Consider the following 17,286-nt stretch of genomic DNA (forward strand, 5'->3'; position numbering starts at 1 on the left):
TTGGGTAGGGCTTCATCATCTCATTTGCCACCGTTTATGCGAAGAAGAACATGAAGCCTAGGCGGCATATGGAGTAGTCAGGGCAACCAGTAAGCGCAACATCTCACCGAACTTAACCGTCTGACCTTAATGGGCTAGCTTAAGTAGAAGCTTACCGGAATATTTCCTAAAGTCGTCCAAGACATTTGTACACCAGAGGCGTTATGTTATTGTGTGTGAACCAGCGACGTCATGAATCCAGCCTGCTTCAGCTGCAGAGAGAACGAATCCCAATACAATAGCGCTAGAACTTCAAGTGATCTTTGGTATACAAGATGATGTTTGTATGCATCATTCCGGAAGCACCATTGGCTGTGTAGATCACCAAGATGCTCAACGTCCACAGCAGCAGGCCCACGGCCTAGCTCGGCCCAGCGTTCGAAGGTCATCAGCAGAAACCCGGTTGTATCGATGATCCACGGTCGGTAAATGACCGGTTTCCAGGGAAATGAACGGTATGGGAGAGAACATCATTCCGCGTACATAGACATGACGAGCGAAGATTATGTAAGATCATACATAGAAGGGCAGCGCCAGTTCATACATTTCCTCCGGAGCCGGGATGGCGATGGATGCAAGAAAGCATCATGAGGAGTGTGTTATTTCCTCCGGAGCCAGGATGGCGACGGATACAAGAAAGCATCAAGTAAGAAGTGTTCCATAAGAATAGTAGGCGCCCGGACCTTGCCGGGGCTCTGCCGAAAACATGTTTCAATACCTCCTCTTTACGTTTCATACAAGTCAAATTATAATTTTGAAAAAGGCGAAGGGAAAGGCGAAAGCTACAAGCTTATTTTTCACCTTTTCATGGCAAAGGAGGGGAATTCATATGGACGTTGTCCATTACTACAATAAACTGAATCAACACTTTGCTTCCGAGCCCCGAGGCTCCTCGATCCAGGTGACGATGCAGGAGCTGGAGGACATATGGGAATGCACCCGGCGAAATGCACAGCTGCTCGTTCAGAAAATGAAGGAACTGGGGCTTATTGATTGGCAGAGCGGTTTGGGTCGGGGCAATACGTCGCGGCTCGTTCTGGTTGCCGATGCACAGGAGCTGCTACTGGACAAAGCCAAAGAACTGGCTTTAAAAGGACATGTCGGCGAGGCGTTCGGGCTGCTGCATGCGCATACGGACCCCCTGGCCGAATCCCAATTTTCCGATTGGCTGGCCGGGCAGTTTGGTGCACAGAAGGCTTCCGACCATAAGGACATTCTCCGTTTCCCGTTTTACCGACCGGTGCTCGATCTCGAGCCGCTGTTCGTCATTCGCCGCACGGAGACCCACCTGATTCGACAGATTTTGAACACGCTGGTGGAGTTCGACACGACCGGTCATGTGATCAAGCCGGGGCTCGCCCATTACTGGGAATCGGATCGCGAGTACTCCGAATGGACCTTTTATTTGCGGAAAGGCGTGCTGTTTCATCACGGGAAGGTGATGACGGCTGAAGACGTTCAATTTACGTTTCAGCGCTTTGGGCAGCTGAATCCGCCGGACTGGTTCATGGCGAATGTGGCAAGGGTTGAGGTCCTCAGCGATATCAGCGTACGTTTTCACCTAAGCGAACCTAACGCCCTTTTTCTGCATCTACTGGCTTCGGAACGCTTCTCCATCGTACCTAAGGACCTGGACCGCATTGCGGCGACCCGGGATATACGGCGGATGCCGGTAGGTACAGGCCCATTTGTCATGAAGGAGAACAGCGACAACGGCATGATCCTCGAAGCGAACGAGCGGTATTTCCAGGGCCGGCCGATGATGGATCGCATCGAGATTTGGGTTTGGCCGAACTATTTGGAGCATCTGAAGCCCGACAGACTTCAGGAACGTGACACGCAGGTGCTCTATTTTGAACCGATAGGTAAGAAGAAAACGGGCACTTTGCTGACCCGGCTCGAAGAGGGCAGTACTTATCTGACTTTTAATCTGTCGAGGGACGGAATACTTCATGACATGAAGCTTCGGGAGGCAATCCATTTAGCTATTAACCGCGAACAGATGGTCAAGGAGCTGGGAGGAAAGAGAGAACAGCCCTCCTCGGGCTTTAATCCGTATGACCATGACGAGGCGTACGGGCGGGGCGGGGAATTGATGCTCGCAAGAGCCTGCCTGGCCGAATCCGCCTACCGTGGAGAAATGCTGACCCTGTACACTTACGAAATGACCAGTAACGAGCTGGATACCGAATGGATCCGTCGGGCCTGCGAAGACATCGGGGTGAAGATGGAAGTCCATGTGATGCCGATCCGTGAGCTCACGAATCCATCCGTCTTTAAACAAGCCGATATGATTTATGCCGGAGAGGTACTCGGTAACGAGCCTTCCGTGTCTTTGATCGAAATGTACCGTTCCCATTACGGATATATCCGCAACCACTTGGACGATGCCGCGAGGGATGGGGTAGACCGGGCGCTGTCCGAGGTTCTGGCAGAACCGGATTACACCGTAAGAAGGATTTTGCTGAGGCGGATTGAAGATCAGTTAAAGAGAGACCATCATCTGTTATTTATGTACCACAGCATCCACATCATCGGACATGATCAATCCTTAGGCGGCATCACCTTGGATACCTGGGGTAAAATCAACTACAAAGATGTGTGGGTCAAGCGCTGAGATTGCAGGTGCATGCAAGGCGTGACAGGCGTCAATGCATGTAGAGAACCCTTTTTTAAAGCTGGCAGGGGCCATTCGTCCCCATACTTCCGTCTGACATACAGTTTTTAGGGTATGTGTTATCGTAAGGCTACCGTTTTCAACCAATTTCATTCGAAAAGGATAGGGATCTCTGATGGATATCGGATTTATGGACTGCATCGCGAACTTTCATACAAATCCGAGCGACAAGGATAACAAGGAAGGAATATTTCAATCCCATTCCCACCTATCCGCCGAGATCACCCTCCTGGTGAGGGGCGAAGGCTTTTATGCTGCAGGGGAACAGAACGTTGAAGTACTTCCCGGGGATCTTCTGTTAATTCCGGCGGATCTGAAGCACAGCTACGTCTGTATCAAAGCTTGGGAAGGTTATTCGTTGCACATCTATGATCAGAACCTTCCCCCTTACTGCCAGTACTTGTTGTCGCATGCGTTTTCGCAGCGTCCGGGTCCGATCCTGAAAGCCTCTTTGACCCCTGGCGCCGCAGAGCGTGCGTTAGCCGCCATGCACCAGATCGAGGAAGAATGCAGGCGGGAAGAGAATAGCGAATATTCCTATGATCTGCTTCGCAATGCTTTGGAGACACTGCTGCTGGCTTATCATACGGGAACTTGCGACCAAGCGACTGAAGCACCCTCGGAGCATCCTGAAGAGCAAATGATTCAGGACGCGCTGAAGGAAATTCACCAGAATTACCATACATCGCTGAAGGTGTCGGATCTGGCGGCGAACCACTATTTGTCGGAAAGCATTTTCCGCAAAAAGTTTACCGACCGCATCGGCATGTCACCTAAACAGTACATTATTTCCCTGCGGATTGACGAAGCCAAGCGGCTGCTGCACACCTCGCGCAAGCCCGTTGAATTTATCGCCTCCGAAGTCGGCTTCAGCTCGTCCAGCCGTTTTCATGACTTATTCGTCAAGCATGTGGGCATGACGCCGATGGAATGGAGGCGCAGCGGGGAAAGTTAATGCTGTGAATAACTCGGAAGGTCCTTGTCCAAAGGGCCTTTTTGCGTTAACAGGGGCTGTGCCAGCCGTTTGCTGGCATCTGGTAAAGAATGAATATAAAAGTTTTCGACCGTCGAAAACGAAACGATTCTATACATTTTCGGGAGAGTATGTAAGCGTTTTTATGAACTTGATTCTGAAATCGTTCGCTATAATAGGGAATACTCCAGGAGCCAATCTTCTGGAGAAGATAACCTAGACGGGAGGAACTGCATGAACCTCTTGAGCGGACGCAAAAGATTATCAGGCCTTTGTTTAAGCATTGTGCTCGGAGCCGTAATGATCGTCTCAGGCTGCGGCACCTCAGCTCCCGGCCTGGTGGACCGGCTCAGCGCCGGCGAAGTGAAAGATATGCAGCAGCCGATTCCGGATGCGCAGATCAAGTACAACAAGGACAAGATTTTCCACGTCTTGGGCGGATGGCCCAAGCCCCCGCTGTACCAAGGCAACCCGTTCGGCTCCGGAGGAACCGGGGATACGAACAACCGCTACATGTTTGAGGGCCTCTTCTTCTTTATCCGGTCAATGAACAATGTGTACAACCGGCTGGCGGAATCCTCCGAGGATACCGAGCAAACGACGACCGTACATCTGCATCAGAACGTAAAGTGGCATGACGGAGCCCCTTTTACCAGTAAAGATGTATGGGCGTACTACCGGCTGAACAACGGGGCCGAAGTGACGAAGTATTTGACTTCGATCGAAACCCCTGATGACTACACCATTGTTTTTCACTGGATGAACCCTGCGCCGTATCCCGAACTCAGAAAGCTGCTCCTCGCCCAGGATCTCCAGGGCCAAATCCCTTACCACATCTACAAGAAATACGTGGATAAGGCCGACGCTTTGCTGAAAGAAGCGAAACCGCTTACAGACAAATCCAAGGACGGACCGTTCAACTTGGATATTACGGATGAGCTCAGCAAAAAAATTGCCCTGAACTGGAATGAATTCACCCGTGCGGGCCCGAAAATTCCGGTCGGCACCGGACCGTATAAGTTTGAAAAAGTGACGACGACCGATATGCTGTTGGATAAGTTTGAAGATTACTGGAGACCCGATGCGGTCCATTTTGACAAGATCTGGATCAAAAACGTACCGGAGCTCTCGGCCCAATACGCTCTCGTCAAAGCAGGCAAGCTCGACTGGTACGACGGCACCCCGCCGAAGGACATCCTCGAATCGCTGCTGAAGCAGAACAAAGATCTGGTTCACTACCGGATGTATGATCCGGCGAGCGTGGGGCTGATGTACAACATCCGCAACAAGCCGTTCGACAACCTCAAATTCCGGCAGGCGCTGACCTATGTGCTGGATAAGAAAAAGCTGCGTGAAATCGGCAACTTTTACGGCCAGGAATACCCGAAAATTTCGATGACGGGCATCATGCCTTCGTCACTCGAAAAAGAAGTCGACAAATCCGTCCTTGATCAGATGACCGATTATACGACGAACCTGGATAAGGCGGCCGAGCTGCTGAAGGAGATCGGCTGGACCAAAGGATCCGATGGTTTATGGCGCGATCCTGACGGTAAGGTGCCTTCCTTCATCATCGGAGCGCCGAACAACTGGGCACCAGGCGTGAACTCGGCGCAAATCGCCGCGGAGCAGTTCACCAAATTCGGTATACCTACGAAGCTGAAGGCGGTGGACAGCACTATCTATTTCTCGAACGCCGACAAGGGACAATACGATATGTCCATGGACTGGGTTGACGTGTCCTGGGGCTTCCAGAATCCGTGGAGCTCGATGCGGGTGCTGTTCTGGCAGGGAACGAAAACGAAGGTCGGCTTCCCGAACGTCAAGAAGAAAGACGCGGACGGCAACGAAGTCGATACCGGCAAACTCGATCTGAAGCTGAAGGGCATTGACGGGAAAGTATACGATATCGACAAGGAGATGAAGCGGTTCCCTTATGTTCAGGACGAACAGGAGCGCCGCAAAATCATCGACAACTTGGCCTGGATCGCCAACGAAAACTGCTGGGGCGTGAACTTCTTCCAGAACGCCACAGGCGCCTGGCTGAATACCAAAACGATGTCCGGGAACTTCCCGATGATGGACCAAATCGTTCAATACAACCGGGATATGCCGCTCGCTACCGATCCGGATGAGCAGCTGGCCATCACCCACCTGAACCACGGCTTCAACTCAACGTACATGCCGGAAGAGTATTGGCCGAGATAATGGCCGCACAAGCCGGATAAACACTTGGAGGTGACAGGAATGAGCCTGAAAGGGGTCTTAAAAAGAATCGGTGTTTCCCTGATCACGGTCTTCCTCGCGATGCTGCTTACGTTTTTCCTGCTGCGGATGACGCCCGGCAGTGCGATCGATACGTGGGCGAGGGACTTTGCCACCCAGCGCGGGATGAGTCTCGAGGAAGCGTACCGTCAGATTACGGCCATGATCAATTATAATCCGAAGGAGCCGATCTTCACCCAGCTGGGACGGTACCTGGGAGGACTGCTGCACGGCAATCTGGGCATGTCCATGATCTATCAGAACGTTTCGGTAAACGAAATTATCGCCAACGCGCTGCCTTGGACGCTGTTTGTGCTCAGCGTGTCGCTCGTTATCAGCTTCTTGATCGGCATTAACCTGGGCGCCATGATGGCGTTCAAGCGCAAGACAGTCCTGGATCCGATCATTTCGATCTATGCGATCCTGACGTCCTCGGTGCCTAATTTTATTGTCGGCATCCTGCTGCTGGTTATTTTCGCCTTTCAATTTGGCTGGTTCCCGGTCAACGGGGCTTATGACCCGATCGTGGAGCCCGGCTTCAACCTTCCGTTTATCCTAAACGTGCTGTATCACGGCGCGCTGCCGATTCTGACTTACGTCATTACGACGATCGGCACATGGGCATTGACGATGAAGGGGAGCGCGGTCAACGTGCTGGGTGAGGATTATATCGTCGCCGCCAGCATCCGCGGGGTCTCCGAACGGACGCTGATGAGCCGTTACGTCAAGCGCAACGCCATGCTGCCGCTGATTACGACGCTGGCCGTCAATTTCGGCTTTATGCTCGGCGGATCGCCGCTGATCGAAAATGTGTTCAGTTATCCCGGTATGGGCTATTACATCGGGCAGGCAACACAGCAGCGCGACTATACTTTGATGCAGGGCTTGCTGCTCGTGACCAGCATCGCGGTCATTCTGGCCAACCTGGCCTCGGACCTCATTTATGCCAAGCTGGATCCGCGCGTCAAGCTGGAGGAGGGCTGACGGATGAGTCAAGGATTTATCGATTTCTGGCAGACGATGTACCGCAACAAGAAAGCGTTCTCAGGTATGATCATCCTGGCGATCTTCATCTTTATGGCCATCTTCGGGCCCATGATGGCCTCGCTGGACATGACCGTCAACTTCGACGGCCGGTATAAGAGCCCGTCCTTCGCCCATTGGCTTGGCACCGACTACGGCGGCAGGGATACATTCCTGCAGCTGGTATACGGTTCCCGGGATGTGCTGTCGATCGGGCTGTTCGCCGCCCTGTTTACGCTGGTGCTCGGATTCGTGATTGGGGCGGTATCCGGCTTTGTCGGAGGCAAAACCGACACGGTGCTGATGTTCATCACCAACCTGTTTCTAACCGTTCCGAGCTTTCCCGTGCTGATGATCGTCGCCGCGCTCGTGCAGATCAAGAATCCGGTCATGTTCTCCTTTATATTGGCGGCATGGTCATGGGCGCCGCTCGCAAGGGCGATCCGGTCCCAGCTGCTGTCGTTGAAAAACCGCGAATTTATTATCGCCTGCCGGATTATGGGCCTGAAAACGCCCTATATCTTATTCAGGGAGATTCTTCCAAACCTGACGCCGTATCTGGCGATCAACTTTATTATGGCGGCCCAAGGGGCCATCGTTGCCAGCGTCGGACTGATGATGCTCGGTCTTGCCCCATATTCCCCGACCAACTGGGGGATGATGATCCAGCTGGCCGTACAGAACACCGGCGGCATTTTCAACCCCAAAGGCTATATCTACCTGATCTCGCCGATCATGTGCCTTGGGCTGTTCCAAATGGCCTGCATCTTTTTCAGCAACGGGCTGGAAGAGGCGCTGAATCCGAGACTGAGATCGTAAAGGCCGGCGATGAAGGAGGAGTAATTGATGGAACCATTGGTGGAAGTGAGGGGGCTGACGATCGAATTCCCGATGCGCGCAGGTCTGCTGCGGGCTGTCAATGAAGCCGATTTTGTCATCCCCAAGGGACAGATCACTGCCCTGGTCGGGGAGAGCGGAAGCGGCAAATCCACGATGGCATCCGCCATCATGCGGGCGATTTCGGTTCCCGGACGCGTTGCCGGCGGATCGATCACGTTTGATGGCCGCGATGTAATGAGCCTGAGTAAAAAAGAACTGCAGACTTATAAATGGGAGCAAGTGTCGATGGTGTTTCAGGCGGCGCAGAACGCGCTTAATCCCGTCGCCCGAATCAAGGATCAGATCATCGAGACGTTTCGGGCCCATTCCAAATCGTATACGGAAAAGCAGATGGTGGATAAAGCGCGGAATCTGCTCGATTATGTCCGGCTTGATCCGGACCGGGTACTGAATTCGTTCCCCCATGAGCTCTCGGGCGGGATGAAGCAGCGGGTCATGATCGCCTTCAGCCTGCTGCTCGATCCGCAGCTCGTCATCCTCGATGAACCGACGACTGCGCTGGACGTAATCACTCAAGCTTATATATTCGATATTTTGAAAAAGATCCACAAAGACATGAATATTACCATGCTGCTCCTAACCCACGATATCGGCGTCGTCGCCAAAGCCGCCGACCGGGTCGGCGTGATGTATGCAGGCAACGTCGTCGAAGCCGGCGACGTCTACGATATGTTCAAGCGGCCGAAGCATCCTTACACCGCGAAGCTCATGAAAGCTGTTCCGAGCTTGTATGAAGACGTGTCGGAACGGAAGGGGATCCCCGGATCTCCGCCGGATTTGCTCAACATGCCGCCGGGATGTCCGTTTCACCCACGCTGCGAATATGCGCACGCGAAATGCAAGGAACAGAATCCGATCAAAGTGTATACGCCCGCCGGGCATGAAGTCGCTTGTCATTTATATCCGAATCCCGAGTCGGTTGCGGAGGTGCGTACGTCATGAATGCCAGAAATATCGAATTTGAGGTAGAGCCCAGACAGCGGCTGCGGGAAGCGGCCAGAACGGAGAGTTCCGAGGTGCTGATGCGGCTCGATAGCGTAAGCATGTACTTTGAGCGGAGCCAGGGCATGTTTGGTCCCCCCCAAAAAGTGGGGGCAGTCGTCGATGTCAGCCTGGATATTCATCCCGGCGAAATCATCGCACTGGTTGGCGAGAGCGGATGCGGAAAAACGACGCTTGGGAGCATCATCACGGGCCTGCAGAAGCCGACTTCAGGCAAGGTGCTGTACAAGGGGCAGGAGGTAACCAAGCTGAGCGGCGAGAAGGCGAACCAATTCCGCGGCGACGTTCAGTTGGTGCAGCAGGATTCCTACGCCGCGCTGAACCCGATGCGGACCATTTACCAGTCGCTGTCAGCCCCCATCCTGCAGCGTAAAATCGTCCGCGGCCGCAAGGCGGCCCGAGCGCGGGTCATCGAGCTGCTGCAGACCGTCGGCCTGACGCCGCCGGAACGCTTCCTCGATAAATACCCGCATCAGCTGTCAGGCGGCCAGCGCCAGCGGATTCTGATGGCCCGCGCCATCTCGCTGAATCCAAAGATCATCGTGGCCGACGAGCCCGTCTCCATGATCGACGTGTCGCTGCGCATCTCGATCCTGAACCTGATGTCAGAGCTGAACCGCAAGCTGGACATCGCCATCATCTATATTACGCACGACCTGGCAACGGCCCGCTACATCGCCGGAAGGGGCCGCATGGCCGTCATGTATCTCGGACGTGTGATGGAGCTTGGCGGGGTCAACGATGTCCTCAGCCATCCGAAGCACCCTTATTTGCAGGCGCTGCTGTCCGCCGTTCCGACGCCCGATCCCGAAATCGCCAAAGCGATGGCGGAGCTGCCACTGCGCAGTCTGGAGATGCCGAACGCGGCCAAACCGCCGACTGGCTGCCGCTTCCATCCGCGGTGCCCGATGGCCACGGACCGCTGTTCCTCGGAAGAGCCCCAGCTCCGCTTAGTAGGCTCGGAACAGACGGCTTGTCATTACGCGGAGGAGGCGCATGAGCTGTGGCAGCGCAAGATGGCTGACATCGGCGCCATCAAAAGCGTGTGATGGGCGACTTCGGAGCACTGTCCAGAATCGTTCTTTCGATGTCACTAGTCCTGCTGCTGCTCTGTTTCGTCTCCCTGACGGCGGTAAAGCCAGGCACCGGGCCGTATGTAGTAGTTGTTCTGTCGGTCTGGATCAATATCATTCTCTCCGGCTGCATCATTCTCGTTTCCGTCTGGCGGAAAATGCGGGATGCCAAGCGGCGCAGGTTGGAAGAGGTGCAGGAGCCTGATGGGAAATGAATTTCGGACTAAAGGACGGACATCCAATGATTAATGGCATGAATTAATTACCGAATCACCCTTAAAAAGCACGATTCCCGCTGTGGGGAGCGTGCTTTTCGGTTTCATAGACACGATGTTAAAGGAAAAAGAGGGTGTTACAATTTTTATTTAATTACATTAACTATATATCTCATTAATAAATATCGATTCCCGCCATGACCCGGCAGAGTATTGCCCCGCATATACAGGTTAATATCAAGTTGAAATCATATGTAACTGATCCTCCAGAAGTACCCGCGCCCAACTTAATTAAATTTATAATTCGTATCGGGTTAACCCCCGTAACTCTTGCCCGTATACTCACGTCGTTAATATAAACACACGTATATTCAAGCCGTAGCGGGAAGGAGCAGACAGTTGGAAAAGGAAAGCAGACAGCTTCTTTTTATACTAATCAGTGCAATGTCTGTTACAACCTTGATCGTACTGTTTATTTTGTGTGCAGGCCATTTTTTGGACCGAAACCTGCGCCCAAGTACGATGCAGGAGGCGAGGGTGCTTCTTCGAAGCGAACTTCGTTTTCCGGATGAAGATCAGATTGGCTCTGTCCAGGTGTATGACGATATATTTATGGAACCGGAGATTCGAATCCGTTACCTGAATGGATTACGCTTGTCCGTTACCCGGCTGCGTGGTCCGTCCCCTTATCCGGTTCTGTCTCACCAGAAAGCCGTTCCATCCACGAAGGAGCTTCGTGATGACCAAACGGAGAAAGCGGTGTATCGTTTCGTGAAGGATGATTTTCTGTATACGCTGCACGGAGACGTCCCGGAGCAGGTTATCTCAGATACGGTCCTGCAGATCTTCAAAAACGAGTGAACAGGGCGGATTGATTATAGGAGCTATGCACCACTCGTGCCGGTTAACAGCGGCCTTTCGGCTGACCTTAGTCCCGTTGGAGGGGGAAAATGGTCCAGTTTTGGTTTACATCCCCATATTCATTGCCCTACCCAAGACGAATATAAGGTATATTGGGGAGGAAGCCGATCTTATAACTTCACAGCTCTTGTCAGGACAGCCCCTCAGAAGCAGGGTGATGCCATGAAGGAGGAGATTGACACGGATACGATCTGGAACATCCGAAACGGAATCAGGGATATCGCCGAAGGGGTGTATCGGTGGGTGCAGGAAACGCTCCGGCGCCTCCCCTGGCTCAAAACCTTATATACGATATGGTGCTGGATATCCCTTTTGTTTTTTATCCTGGGCCTGCTCCTGTACCGGGATTCACGCACGATGCTCGTCCAGTATTTATGGTCTTTTTATGTCATGCTGCAGTTTTGGTTTCTTTGCCGGAGCAAAACATTTACCTGGAAGCAGGCGGCCATGTTTATGCTGCTGGGCATCTTTCTCGTCATCCCGGTTACGGCGCTGACGCTGCTCGCGGCTCACGGCCTGTTTGGCGGGGATACGCGGGACACCTGGTCCCAGGCTGTCCTGACTCCGATCTTCGAGGAAGTGTGGAAGCTGCTGCCGCTCGGGCTGTTTCTGCTCTTTTCACGGCGCGCCTCTTCCATGAGCCTTGCCGATTATACGCTGGCCGGAGCCGGGGCGGGCGTGGGCTTTCAATTGATGGAAGAGCTGACGCGCCGCTGGCTGAACTCCGGCATCATCGGGCGGACGTACGGCTATAGTGTGACGATGCTTGGAGGGGAAACCATCCATTGGGATTTTTGGACGCTGTTCCCCGGCCGGTTTGAAGAAAGCATCTTTCCGACCATCATGTCGGTCAGTCATCCTGTGCACACCGGCATGATAACCTTAGGGCTCGGTTTGGCCGTGCGTTTGCGCAAGCGGCTGAGCGATGCTATCTTCGCCCTGCCCGCACTGCTGCTCGTCTGGTCGATCATCGATCATGCCGCCTATAACGGGCAGGGCTCCTTGCCGGACTGGTTTATGAAAATCAGCGACCTGACGGGGAGCGGATACCGCACGAAAGGCGTGTTCCTCCTGATGCTGGCGATTGGGCTCGTGCTGGATTACGTCTCGTTGAATCGGGTGAAAAGCCGGCTGCCGAGAATGGAAGGCGAAGGATGGATCAACCCGGTGTCAGAGCTGTGGTATATGCTGGAGTCTCTCTTGACCCGCAGGGAACGGCTCGGGAGTGTCATGTCCTGGACCCGGGAACGCAGGGAGCTGGGCTTCTCGCTCCTATACGGCAATCAGGAAGCCGCCGCGCTGCAGGGTGACCTGCAGACGAGGATGCTAAAGCACTTCCGTGCCGCCGCCGGTGTGACCGCGGCCCTTCTGGTGGTCGCCGGGCTGGCGGGCTTCGCCGCTTATTTCCAGGCGCACGTCCATCCCGCCTATCCGGCTTGCTTCTCATGCATGTTCGATTCGCTGCAGAACTGGTGGGACCGCCTCGGTTTTTGGGAAAAAAGCGCCATCGTGCTCGGAGCGTTCGCTTTGTCCTTGATGTTCGTCAGCTTCTGGCCGGCACTCGGTATTGCTTTAACAGCAGCGAGCATACCGGCGAGCGGCCACGAAATCGCCAAGGATATCCGCGATCCGAAAAGACTGCTCACCCCCGAAAATGTGATCTCTACGCTGCTTGCGCTGGCGCTGAGCCGTGTTCCGTTCGGCAGGCTGGCCGAACGCTTCGGTAAGAAGGGCGGCAGCAGGCTGAAGGATTGGCTGGAGAAGCTGCTTAAACGGCGAAAGGAGTCGAAGCCGGAACCCGACCTGCCCAAGAAGCCGCATAAGCCTGATGTGGAGGATCCACCGCCAAAGAAGGAGAAAGATCCTGAGGAGCAGCCGCCGAAGAACGATGGGGACGATTATGTGCATTGGAGCAAAGCGAAGTACCGCGGGGTAGAGCTCCACGATGCCAAGAACGGAGCGCTTGGGGAGTTTGACGGCGTCGATTTGGAGAAGGGCATCTTCTATGAAGCCAAGTCGGCGCAAGGGCTCGACCGCATCCATCCAAAAACGGGCAAGCCGCAGCAGACGCCGCAGCAATTTACAGATAAGCAGTTGTACCAGAAAACGAAGGTGCGGATCAACAACCTGATGCAGAAGGCGGTTGGGACGCGAACAACGCCTGATGGAACGACGGAGATCCCGACGCTGGAGCAAATCAAAGGAATCAGGCATTTCGAGTTTCAGCTGGACGGGGACTCGCCGGCGTTACGGGCAGCCGCGGAGAACAGCTTGAACAAGCTGCGTCAAGAATTCCCGGATTATACATTCAACATTCGATTTGGGGTGAAATAACATGTCAATCAGCGCAATTATTGTGGACCCGGAAGACGAATTTGAACGGTCCTTTATGCTTCCTTTGGCGACGGAATCCTTTTTCCAGAAATATTGGGTGCCGGCGGTGGAAGAGTTGAACTTGCAGTGGGCCGCACTTTTCCAGGACGGTACGGACGTGGAGTCCGAGGACATCCCGGCTGTCTTGGGCGAAGTGTCCCAGCTTAAAGAATGGGCGCGAATCCACATGCATGGGGACGACCTCGACCACATGTTACGCAGACTCGAGCTGCTCGAGACGGAACTGCCGAAAGCGTACAGGCGCGCCGGAGCGGTTGTCTACATCGGTTAACATTGCCGGTTAACATCGGTGAATGAATGAAAGATTGTTTTAATCTCATAAGATTTGAATGCGATCAAGTCCGGGTTACACAGACGCCGGGCTTGATTGCTTTTAACCGCGCTACGTGATGAAAAGGGAAAGGGGAGAGCGTAGTGAGGCAGTCTTATCGAATGGACGAAGGGGCTTTTGTGCATCACTTGAACGAAGCTTACGGACTCGCTGCCCGGAGGCTTATTTTTATCCCTTATGGAGATTCGGCCTATTCTTACCGGGTGGAGGGAGAAAACGGGACGCGATACTATCTGAAACTGTTTGACCATGGCAATGACAGCCACCGCCAAGGCATCCTTCGGTGCAGTCGTTATGTGCCGTTTATGTGGGAAATGCATCAGACCGGTCGATTTGTGGAGTTGTCTTGTCCGTACCGAACCTCAAGCGGCGCTTTTCTGCTACCCCTCTCCGGCTGTACTGCGGTTCTGTTTCAATTTATCGAAGGGGAGACCTGGGCTGAGGCTTACCCGTTTTCCAAGCACAAATTGGAGCGTATTGGACGGCTGGCTGCGCGGATTCGGCAGTTGACTCCCTTTACTGCCACATCCGGCCTTACGAGTGAAACGTATGATGTCTCCTTCTCCGAACATTTGATCCAATGCTTGCAGCAGCTTGAGCATCTTCAGACCGGTGCAAGTCCCGCTAGCCAGCTGCTGCGTGAGCTTGTTATCCCTCAGCAAACGCGCATAACCGAGCTGCTGCACCAGATGACAGAGGTTCGTGAACGTCTCGTGCTTGACCCGGCCCCCTATGTGCTCTGCCACGGTGATCTGTGGGGAGGGAATCTGATGGAGACCGCAGACGGACGGCTTGTCGTCCTGGACTGGGAAGCGGCCATGCTTGCGCCAGCAGAGCTGGATATCGTAGGGTATATCGGGGACGGACTGGATCATTTTCTCACAGGGTATGAGCAGGAACTAAGACAACAGATAGAGCTAAACCCCGATTTGCTGCGTTATTATGCATACCGCCATCATTTGAGGAACCTGACCCATTGGTGCATGAATATTTTGCAGCGCGACCTGGAGCCAGACCAGCTGGATAACGACCTCGAAATGGTCCGGCATCACTGTTTGAACCGACTGGATACCGTAGAGGCTTCGCTGAGGAATGCGGCGGATCGAAATATTTAGAAGCCCGATATGAATTTAATAGCGTAAACAAGCGATATGCACAGCTACAGCCAGAAATTAATAGATTGCCTCCATTGTAAGCGTTGACATGAAGTTCTTTTGAATTTTTTCATACGTATCTCAAACCGTTTGCTTCTTTACAGCAGGCATCCGGAAGGAGTAAGATTCAATTCGTAATCGTGAACTTGTGAACCTGAAACGTAATACTCCTTGATCGCTGAATTCTGAAATCAGGAGCGGGGGAACCAAAGGGAGGAAGTTAAGCCTTCGTCCCAGGGGTGAATCACTTGATGTTCATTTATTGAGTGTAGGGATACTTTCGGTCCCGAATCCGTCAGCTAACCTCGTAAGCGTTATGAAAGAGGGATTTGTCGTGCGCGTAAAGCCACGGGAAGGTCCAGCTTTCCTGCGGCTTTTTTTGTTGTGCCCAAAAAGGGTTGAGCACGTGTCTAACGGGTACATCATGAGCATTTCAACTCTAACAGTGGCGGTGACAAACATTTTATGGCAGCATTGAAAAGACTTCTGATCGGACGGCCGCTGAAGTCTACCGAATTGGGAGAACAAAAACTGAATAAGAAAAAAGCTTTGGCCATTCTATCCTCCGATGCGCTGTCGTCCGTAGCGTATGGGCCGGAGCAAATTTTGCTGGTTCTGGTCACGGTCAGCACGGCGGCGTTCTGGTATTCGATACCGATCGGAATCGGCGTACTGATTTTGCTGGCTGCACTCATTTTATCCTACCGGCAGATCATCTTCGCTTATCCGCATGGCGGCGGCGCTTACGTCGTCTCCAAACAGAATCTGGGAATCTATCCCGGGCTGGTGGCCGGCGGATCGCTGCTGGTAGATTACATTTTGACTGTTGCGGTCAGCGTTTCGGCTGGCACGGACGCGCTGACTTCGGCGTTTCCGGCGCTGCATGAGCATACGGTGGGGATTGCCGTCACCTTCGTTATCCTCATTACGCTGCTGAATTTGCGGGGCGTCACCGAGTCGGCCTCCATCCTTGCTTATCCAGTGTATCTGTTCGCCTTCGCTCTGTTCATTTTGATCGGCGTTGGAATGTACAACATCGTGACCGGTCACGTTTCGCCGCATTTGCATACGCCGCTCGGGACGCCGGTGGCGGGGATCAGCCTGTTCCTGCTCTTAAAAGCTTTTGCCTCGGGCAGCTCCGCCCTGACCGGGGTCGAAGCGATCTCAAACGCCATCCCGAATTTCAAGGATCCGGCCCCAAACAATGCGGCCAAAACCTTGATGGCAATGGGGATTCTGCTGGCTGTACTCTTCTCGGGTATCGTATTTCTTGCTTATTATTTGGGCATATCCCCAAATCCCCAGGAGACGGTCGTATCCCAGATTGCCAATCAGACGTTCGGACGAAATTTTATGTACTTTTTCATCCAGGGCACGACGGCACTGATCTTGATCCTGGCGGCCAATACCGGATATTCGGCGTTTCCGCTGCTGGCGGTCAATTTAGCCAAAGACCGGTTTATTCCCCGGATGTTTACTGTCCGCGGCGACCGATTGGGATATTCGAACGGAATCATCATCCTTGGGCTACTGTCCATCGTGCTGATCGTCGCCTTCCACGGACAGACGGAACATTTGATCCCACTGTACGCGGTAGGGGTATTTATCCCTTTCACGCTCTCGCAAACGGGGATGATCGTCAAGTGGATCCGGGAAAAACCGCAGGGTTGGGTAACGAAGCTCGTCATCAATACGATCGGCGCGTTGATCAGCTTCACGGTGTCGGTGATGTTCTTCGCAACCAAGTTTGCGCAGATCTGGCCGGTACTGATCTTTTTGCCGCTGATCGTGTATCTGTTCCACCGGATCAAGAAGCATTATGAGGCGGTTGGCGAGCAGCTGCGGCTATCGACGTGCGAGCCGGCGGTACCGATTGAAGGCAATGTGATCATTCTCCCTGTCTCGGGCATTACGCATGTCGTGGAACATTCCCTGAATTATGCGCAGTCGCTGGCGGCGGATCAGATCATTGCGGTATATATTCCGTTTGAACGGGAAGAAGAGAACCGGTTTGAGGAAAAATGGCAAAAATGGCGGCCCGACGTGCGCCTTGTGACGCTGCATTCTCCGTACCGGAGCATTATTCATCCGCTAAGCAAATTTATCGATACGGTGCACCGGAAAGCCAGCGAATCCAACTACCAGGTCACGGTGATCATTCCGCAGTTTATTCCAAAGCGGAGCTGGCACAATCTGCTGCACAACCAGACGAGCTTGATGATCCGGACTTATCTTTTATTCCGCAAAGATGTTGTTGTGACGACGGTACCGTATCATTTAAAAAAATAGCGATTCAGATGGTTCAAACCATTCGTAATC

Annotated in this window: 13 protein-coding genes and 1 riboswitch; all 13 genes read left to right on the plus strand. The window is 53.3% G+C overall.

What is annotated here, in order from left to right; translation table 11 throughout:
- Window positions 1–868 precede the first annotated feature (868 nt).
- The 13 genes from GCU45_RS00125 (at window position 869) to GCU45_RS00185 (ending at window position 17,256) form a co-directional block, all read left to right on the plus strand.
- Entirely contained in the window at window positions 869–2,656 is a 1,788-nt protein-coding gene (locus tag GCU45_RS00125; RefSeq protein ID WP_167527034.1) for an ABC transporter substrate-binding protein, read from the plus strand.
- Between the two features lie 175 nt (window positions 2,657–2,831).
- Window positions 2,832–3,671 carry an AraC family transcriptional regulator gene (locus GCU45_RS00130; RefSeq protein ID WP_152397574.1) on the plus strand — a complete coding sequence of 280 codons (840 nt, stop codon included), beginning with the start codon at window positions 2,832–2,834 and terminating at the stop codon, window positions 3,669–3,671.
- Window positions 3,672–3,923: 252 nt separating this feature from the next.
- On the plus strand, window positions 3,924–5,897 hold the full coding sequence (locus GCU45_RS00135; RefSeq protein WP_152397575.1) for an ABC transporter substrate-binding protein: 1,974 nt from the start codon (window positions 3,924–3,926) through the stop codon (window positions 5,895–5,897).
- 39 nt (window positions 5,898–5,936) lie between these two features.
- A complete protein-coding gene (locus tag GCU45_RS00140) occupies window positions 5,937–6,938 on the plus strand; it encodes an ABC transporter permease (RefSeq protein WP_076165307.1) in 1,002 nt (333 codons plus the stop codon).
- Window positions 6,939–6,941: 3 nt separating this feature from the next.
- Window positions 6,942–7,796: an ABC transporter permease gene (locus tag GCU45_RS00145; RefSeq protein WP_076165305.1), complete on the plus strand. Its 855-nt coding sequence runs from the start codon at window positions 6,942–6,944 to the stop codon at window positions 7,794–7,796.
- Between the two features lie 27 nt (window positions 7,797–7,823).
- The gene (locus tag GCU45_RS00150) at window positions 7,824–8,819 is read left to right on the plus strand and encodes an ABC transporter ATP-binding protein (RefSeq protein WP_208837084.1); all 996 of its coding nucleotides are present in this window, start codon (window positions 7,824–7,826) and stop codon (window positions 8,817–8,819) included.
- The gene (locus tag GCU45_RS00155; RefSeq protein WP_208837085.1) at window positions 8,816–9,928 is read left to right on the plus strand and encodes an oligopeptide/dipeptide ABC transporter ATP-binding protein; all 1,113 of its coding nucleotides are present in this window, start codon (window positions 8,816–8,818) and stop codon (window positions 9,926–9,928) included. The genes GCU45_RS00150 and GCU45_RS00155 overlap by 4 nt, the downstream gene beginning before the upstream one ends.
- Window positions 9,928–10,167: a hypothetical protein gene (locus tag GCU45_RS00160; protein ID WP_167527035.1), complete on the plus strand. Its 240-nt coding sequence runs from the start codon at window positions 9,928–9,930 to the stop codon at window positions 10,165–10,167. The genes GCU45_RS00155 and GCU45_RS00160 overlap by 1 nt, the downstream gene beginning before the upstream one ends.
- Window positions 10,168–10,704: 537 nt before the next feature.
- Entirely contained in the window at window positions 10,705–11,028 is a 324-nt protein-coding gene (locus tag GCU45_RS00165; RefSeq protein ID WP_152397578.1) for a hypothetical protein, read from the plus strand.
- 222 nt (window positions 11,029–11,250) lie between these two features.
- Window positions 11,251–13,422, plus strand: a complete 2,172-nt coding sequence (locus tag GCU45_RS00170; RefSeq protein ID WP_152397579.1) for a PrsW family glutamic-type intramembrane protease — start codon at window positions 11,251–11,253, stop codon at window positions 13,420–13,422.
- A 1-nt stretch (window position 13,423) separates the two neighbouring features.
- Complete coding sequence (locus GCU45_RS00175) at window positions 13,424–13,753, plus strand: hypothetical protein (protein ID WP_152397580.1); 330 nt, start codon at window positions 13,424–13,426, stop codon at window positions 13,751–13,753.
- Between the two features lie 143 nt (window positions 13,754–13,896).
- Window positions 13,897–14,928, plus strand: coding sequence for a phosphotransferase enzyme family protein (locus tag GCU45_RS00180; protein ID WP_152397581.1), 1,032 nt, complete (start codon window positions 13,897–13,899; stop codon window positions 14,926–14,928).
- A gap of 205 nt (window positions 14,929–15,133) precedes the next feature.
- Window positions 15,134–15,297, plus strand: a riboswitch (cyclic di-AMP (ydaO/yuaA leader).
- 135 nt (window positions 15,298–15,432) lie between these two features.
- Window positions 15,433–17,256: an APC family permease gene (locus tag GCU45_RS00185; protein WP_152397582.1), complete on the plus strand. Its 1,824-nt coding sequence runs from the start codon at window positions 15,433–15,435 to the stop codon at window positions 17,254–17,256.
- Window positions 17,257–17,286 lie beyond the last annotated feature (30 nt).

This window comes from Paenibacillus cellulositrophicus, from assembly GCF_009363095.1.
In the GTDB taxonomy this organism is placed as follows: Bacteria; Bacillota; Bacilli; order Paenibacillales; family Paenibacillaceae; genus Paenibacillus_AQ; species Paenibacillus_AQ favisporus.

What these genes read in the sequence shown, in the direction of transcription:
- GCU45_RS00125 (WP_167527034.1), top strand. Translation starts at nt 869, where the DNA reads ATGGACGTTGTCCATTACTACAATAAACTGAATCAACACTTTGCTTCC.
- GCU45_RS00130 (WP_152397574.1), top strand. Translation starts at nt 2,832, where the DNA reads ATGGATATCGGATTTATGGACTGCATCGCGAACTTTCATACAAATCCG.
- GCU45_RS00135 (WP_152397575.1), top strand. Translation starts at nt 3,924, where the DNA reads ATGAACCTCTTGAGCGGACGCAAAAGATTATCAGGCCTTTGTTTAAGC.
- GCU45_RS00140 (WP_076165307.1), top strand. Translation starts at nt 5,937, where the DNA reads ATGAGCCTGAAAGGGGTCTTAAAAAGAATCGGTGTTTCCCTGATCACG.
- GCU45_RS00145 (WP_076165305.1), top strand. Translation starts at nt 6,942, where the DNA reads ATGAGTCAAGGATTTATCGATTTCTGGCAGACGATGTACCGCAACAAG.
- GCU45_RS00150 (WP_208837084.1), top strand. Translation starts at nt 7,824, where the DNA reads ATGGAACCATTGGTGGAAGTGAGGGGGCTGACGATCGAATTCCCGATG.
- GCU45_RS00155 (WP_208837085.1), top strand. Translation starts at nt 8,816, where the DNA reads ATGAATGCCAGAAATATCGAATTTGAGGTAGAGCCCAGACAGCGGCTG.
- GCU45_RS00160 (WP_167527035.1), top strand. Translation starts at nt 9,928, where the DNA reads ATGGGCGACTTCGGAGCACTGTCCAGAATCGTTCTTTCGATGTCACTA.
- GCU45_RS00170 (WP_152397579.1), top strand. Translation starts at nt 11,251, where the DNA reads ATGAAGGAGGAGATTGACACGGATACGATCTGGAACATCCGAAACGGA.
- GCU45_RS00175 (WP_152397580.1), top strand. Translation starts at nt 13,424, where the DNA reads ATGTCAATCAGCGCAATTATTGTGGACCCGGAAGACGAATTTGAACGG.
- GCU45_RS00185 (WP_152397582.1), top strand. Translation starts at nt 15,433, where the DNA reads ATGGCAGCATTGAAAAGACTTCTGATCGGACGGCCGCTGAAGTCTACC.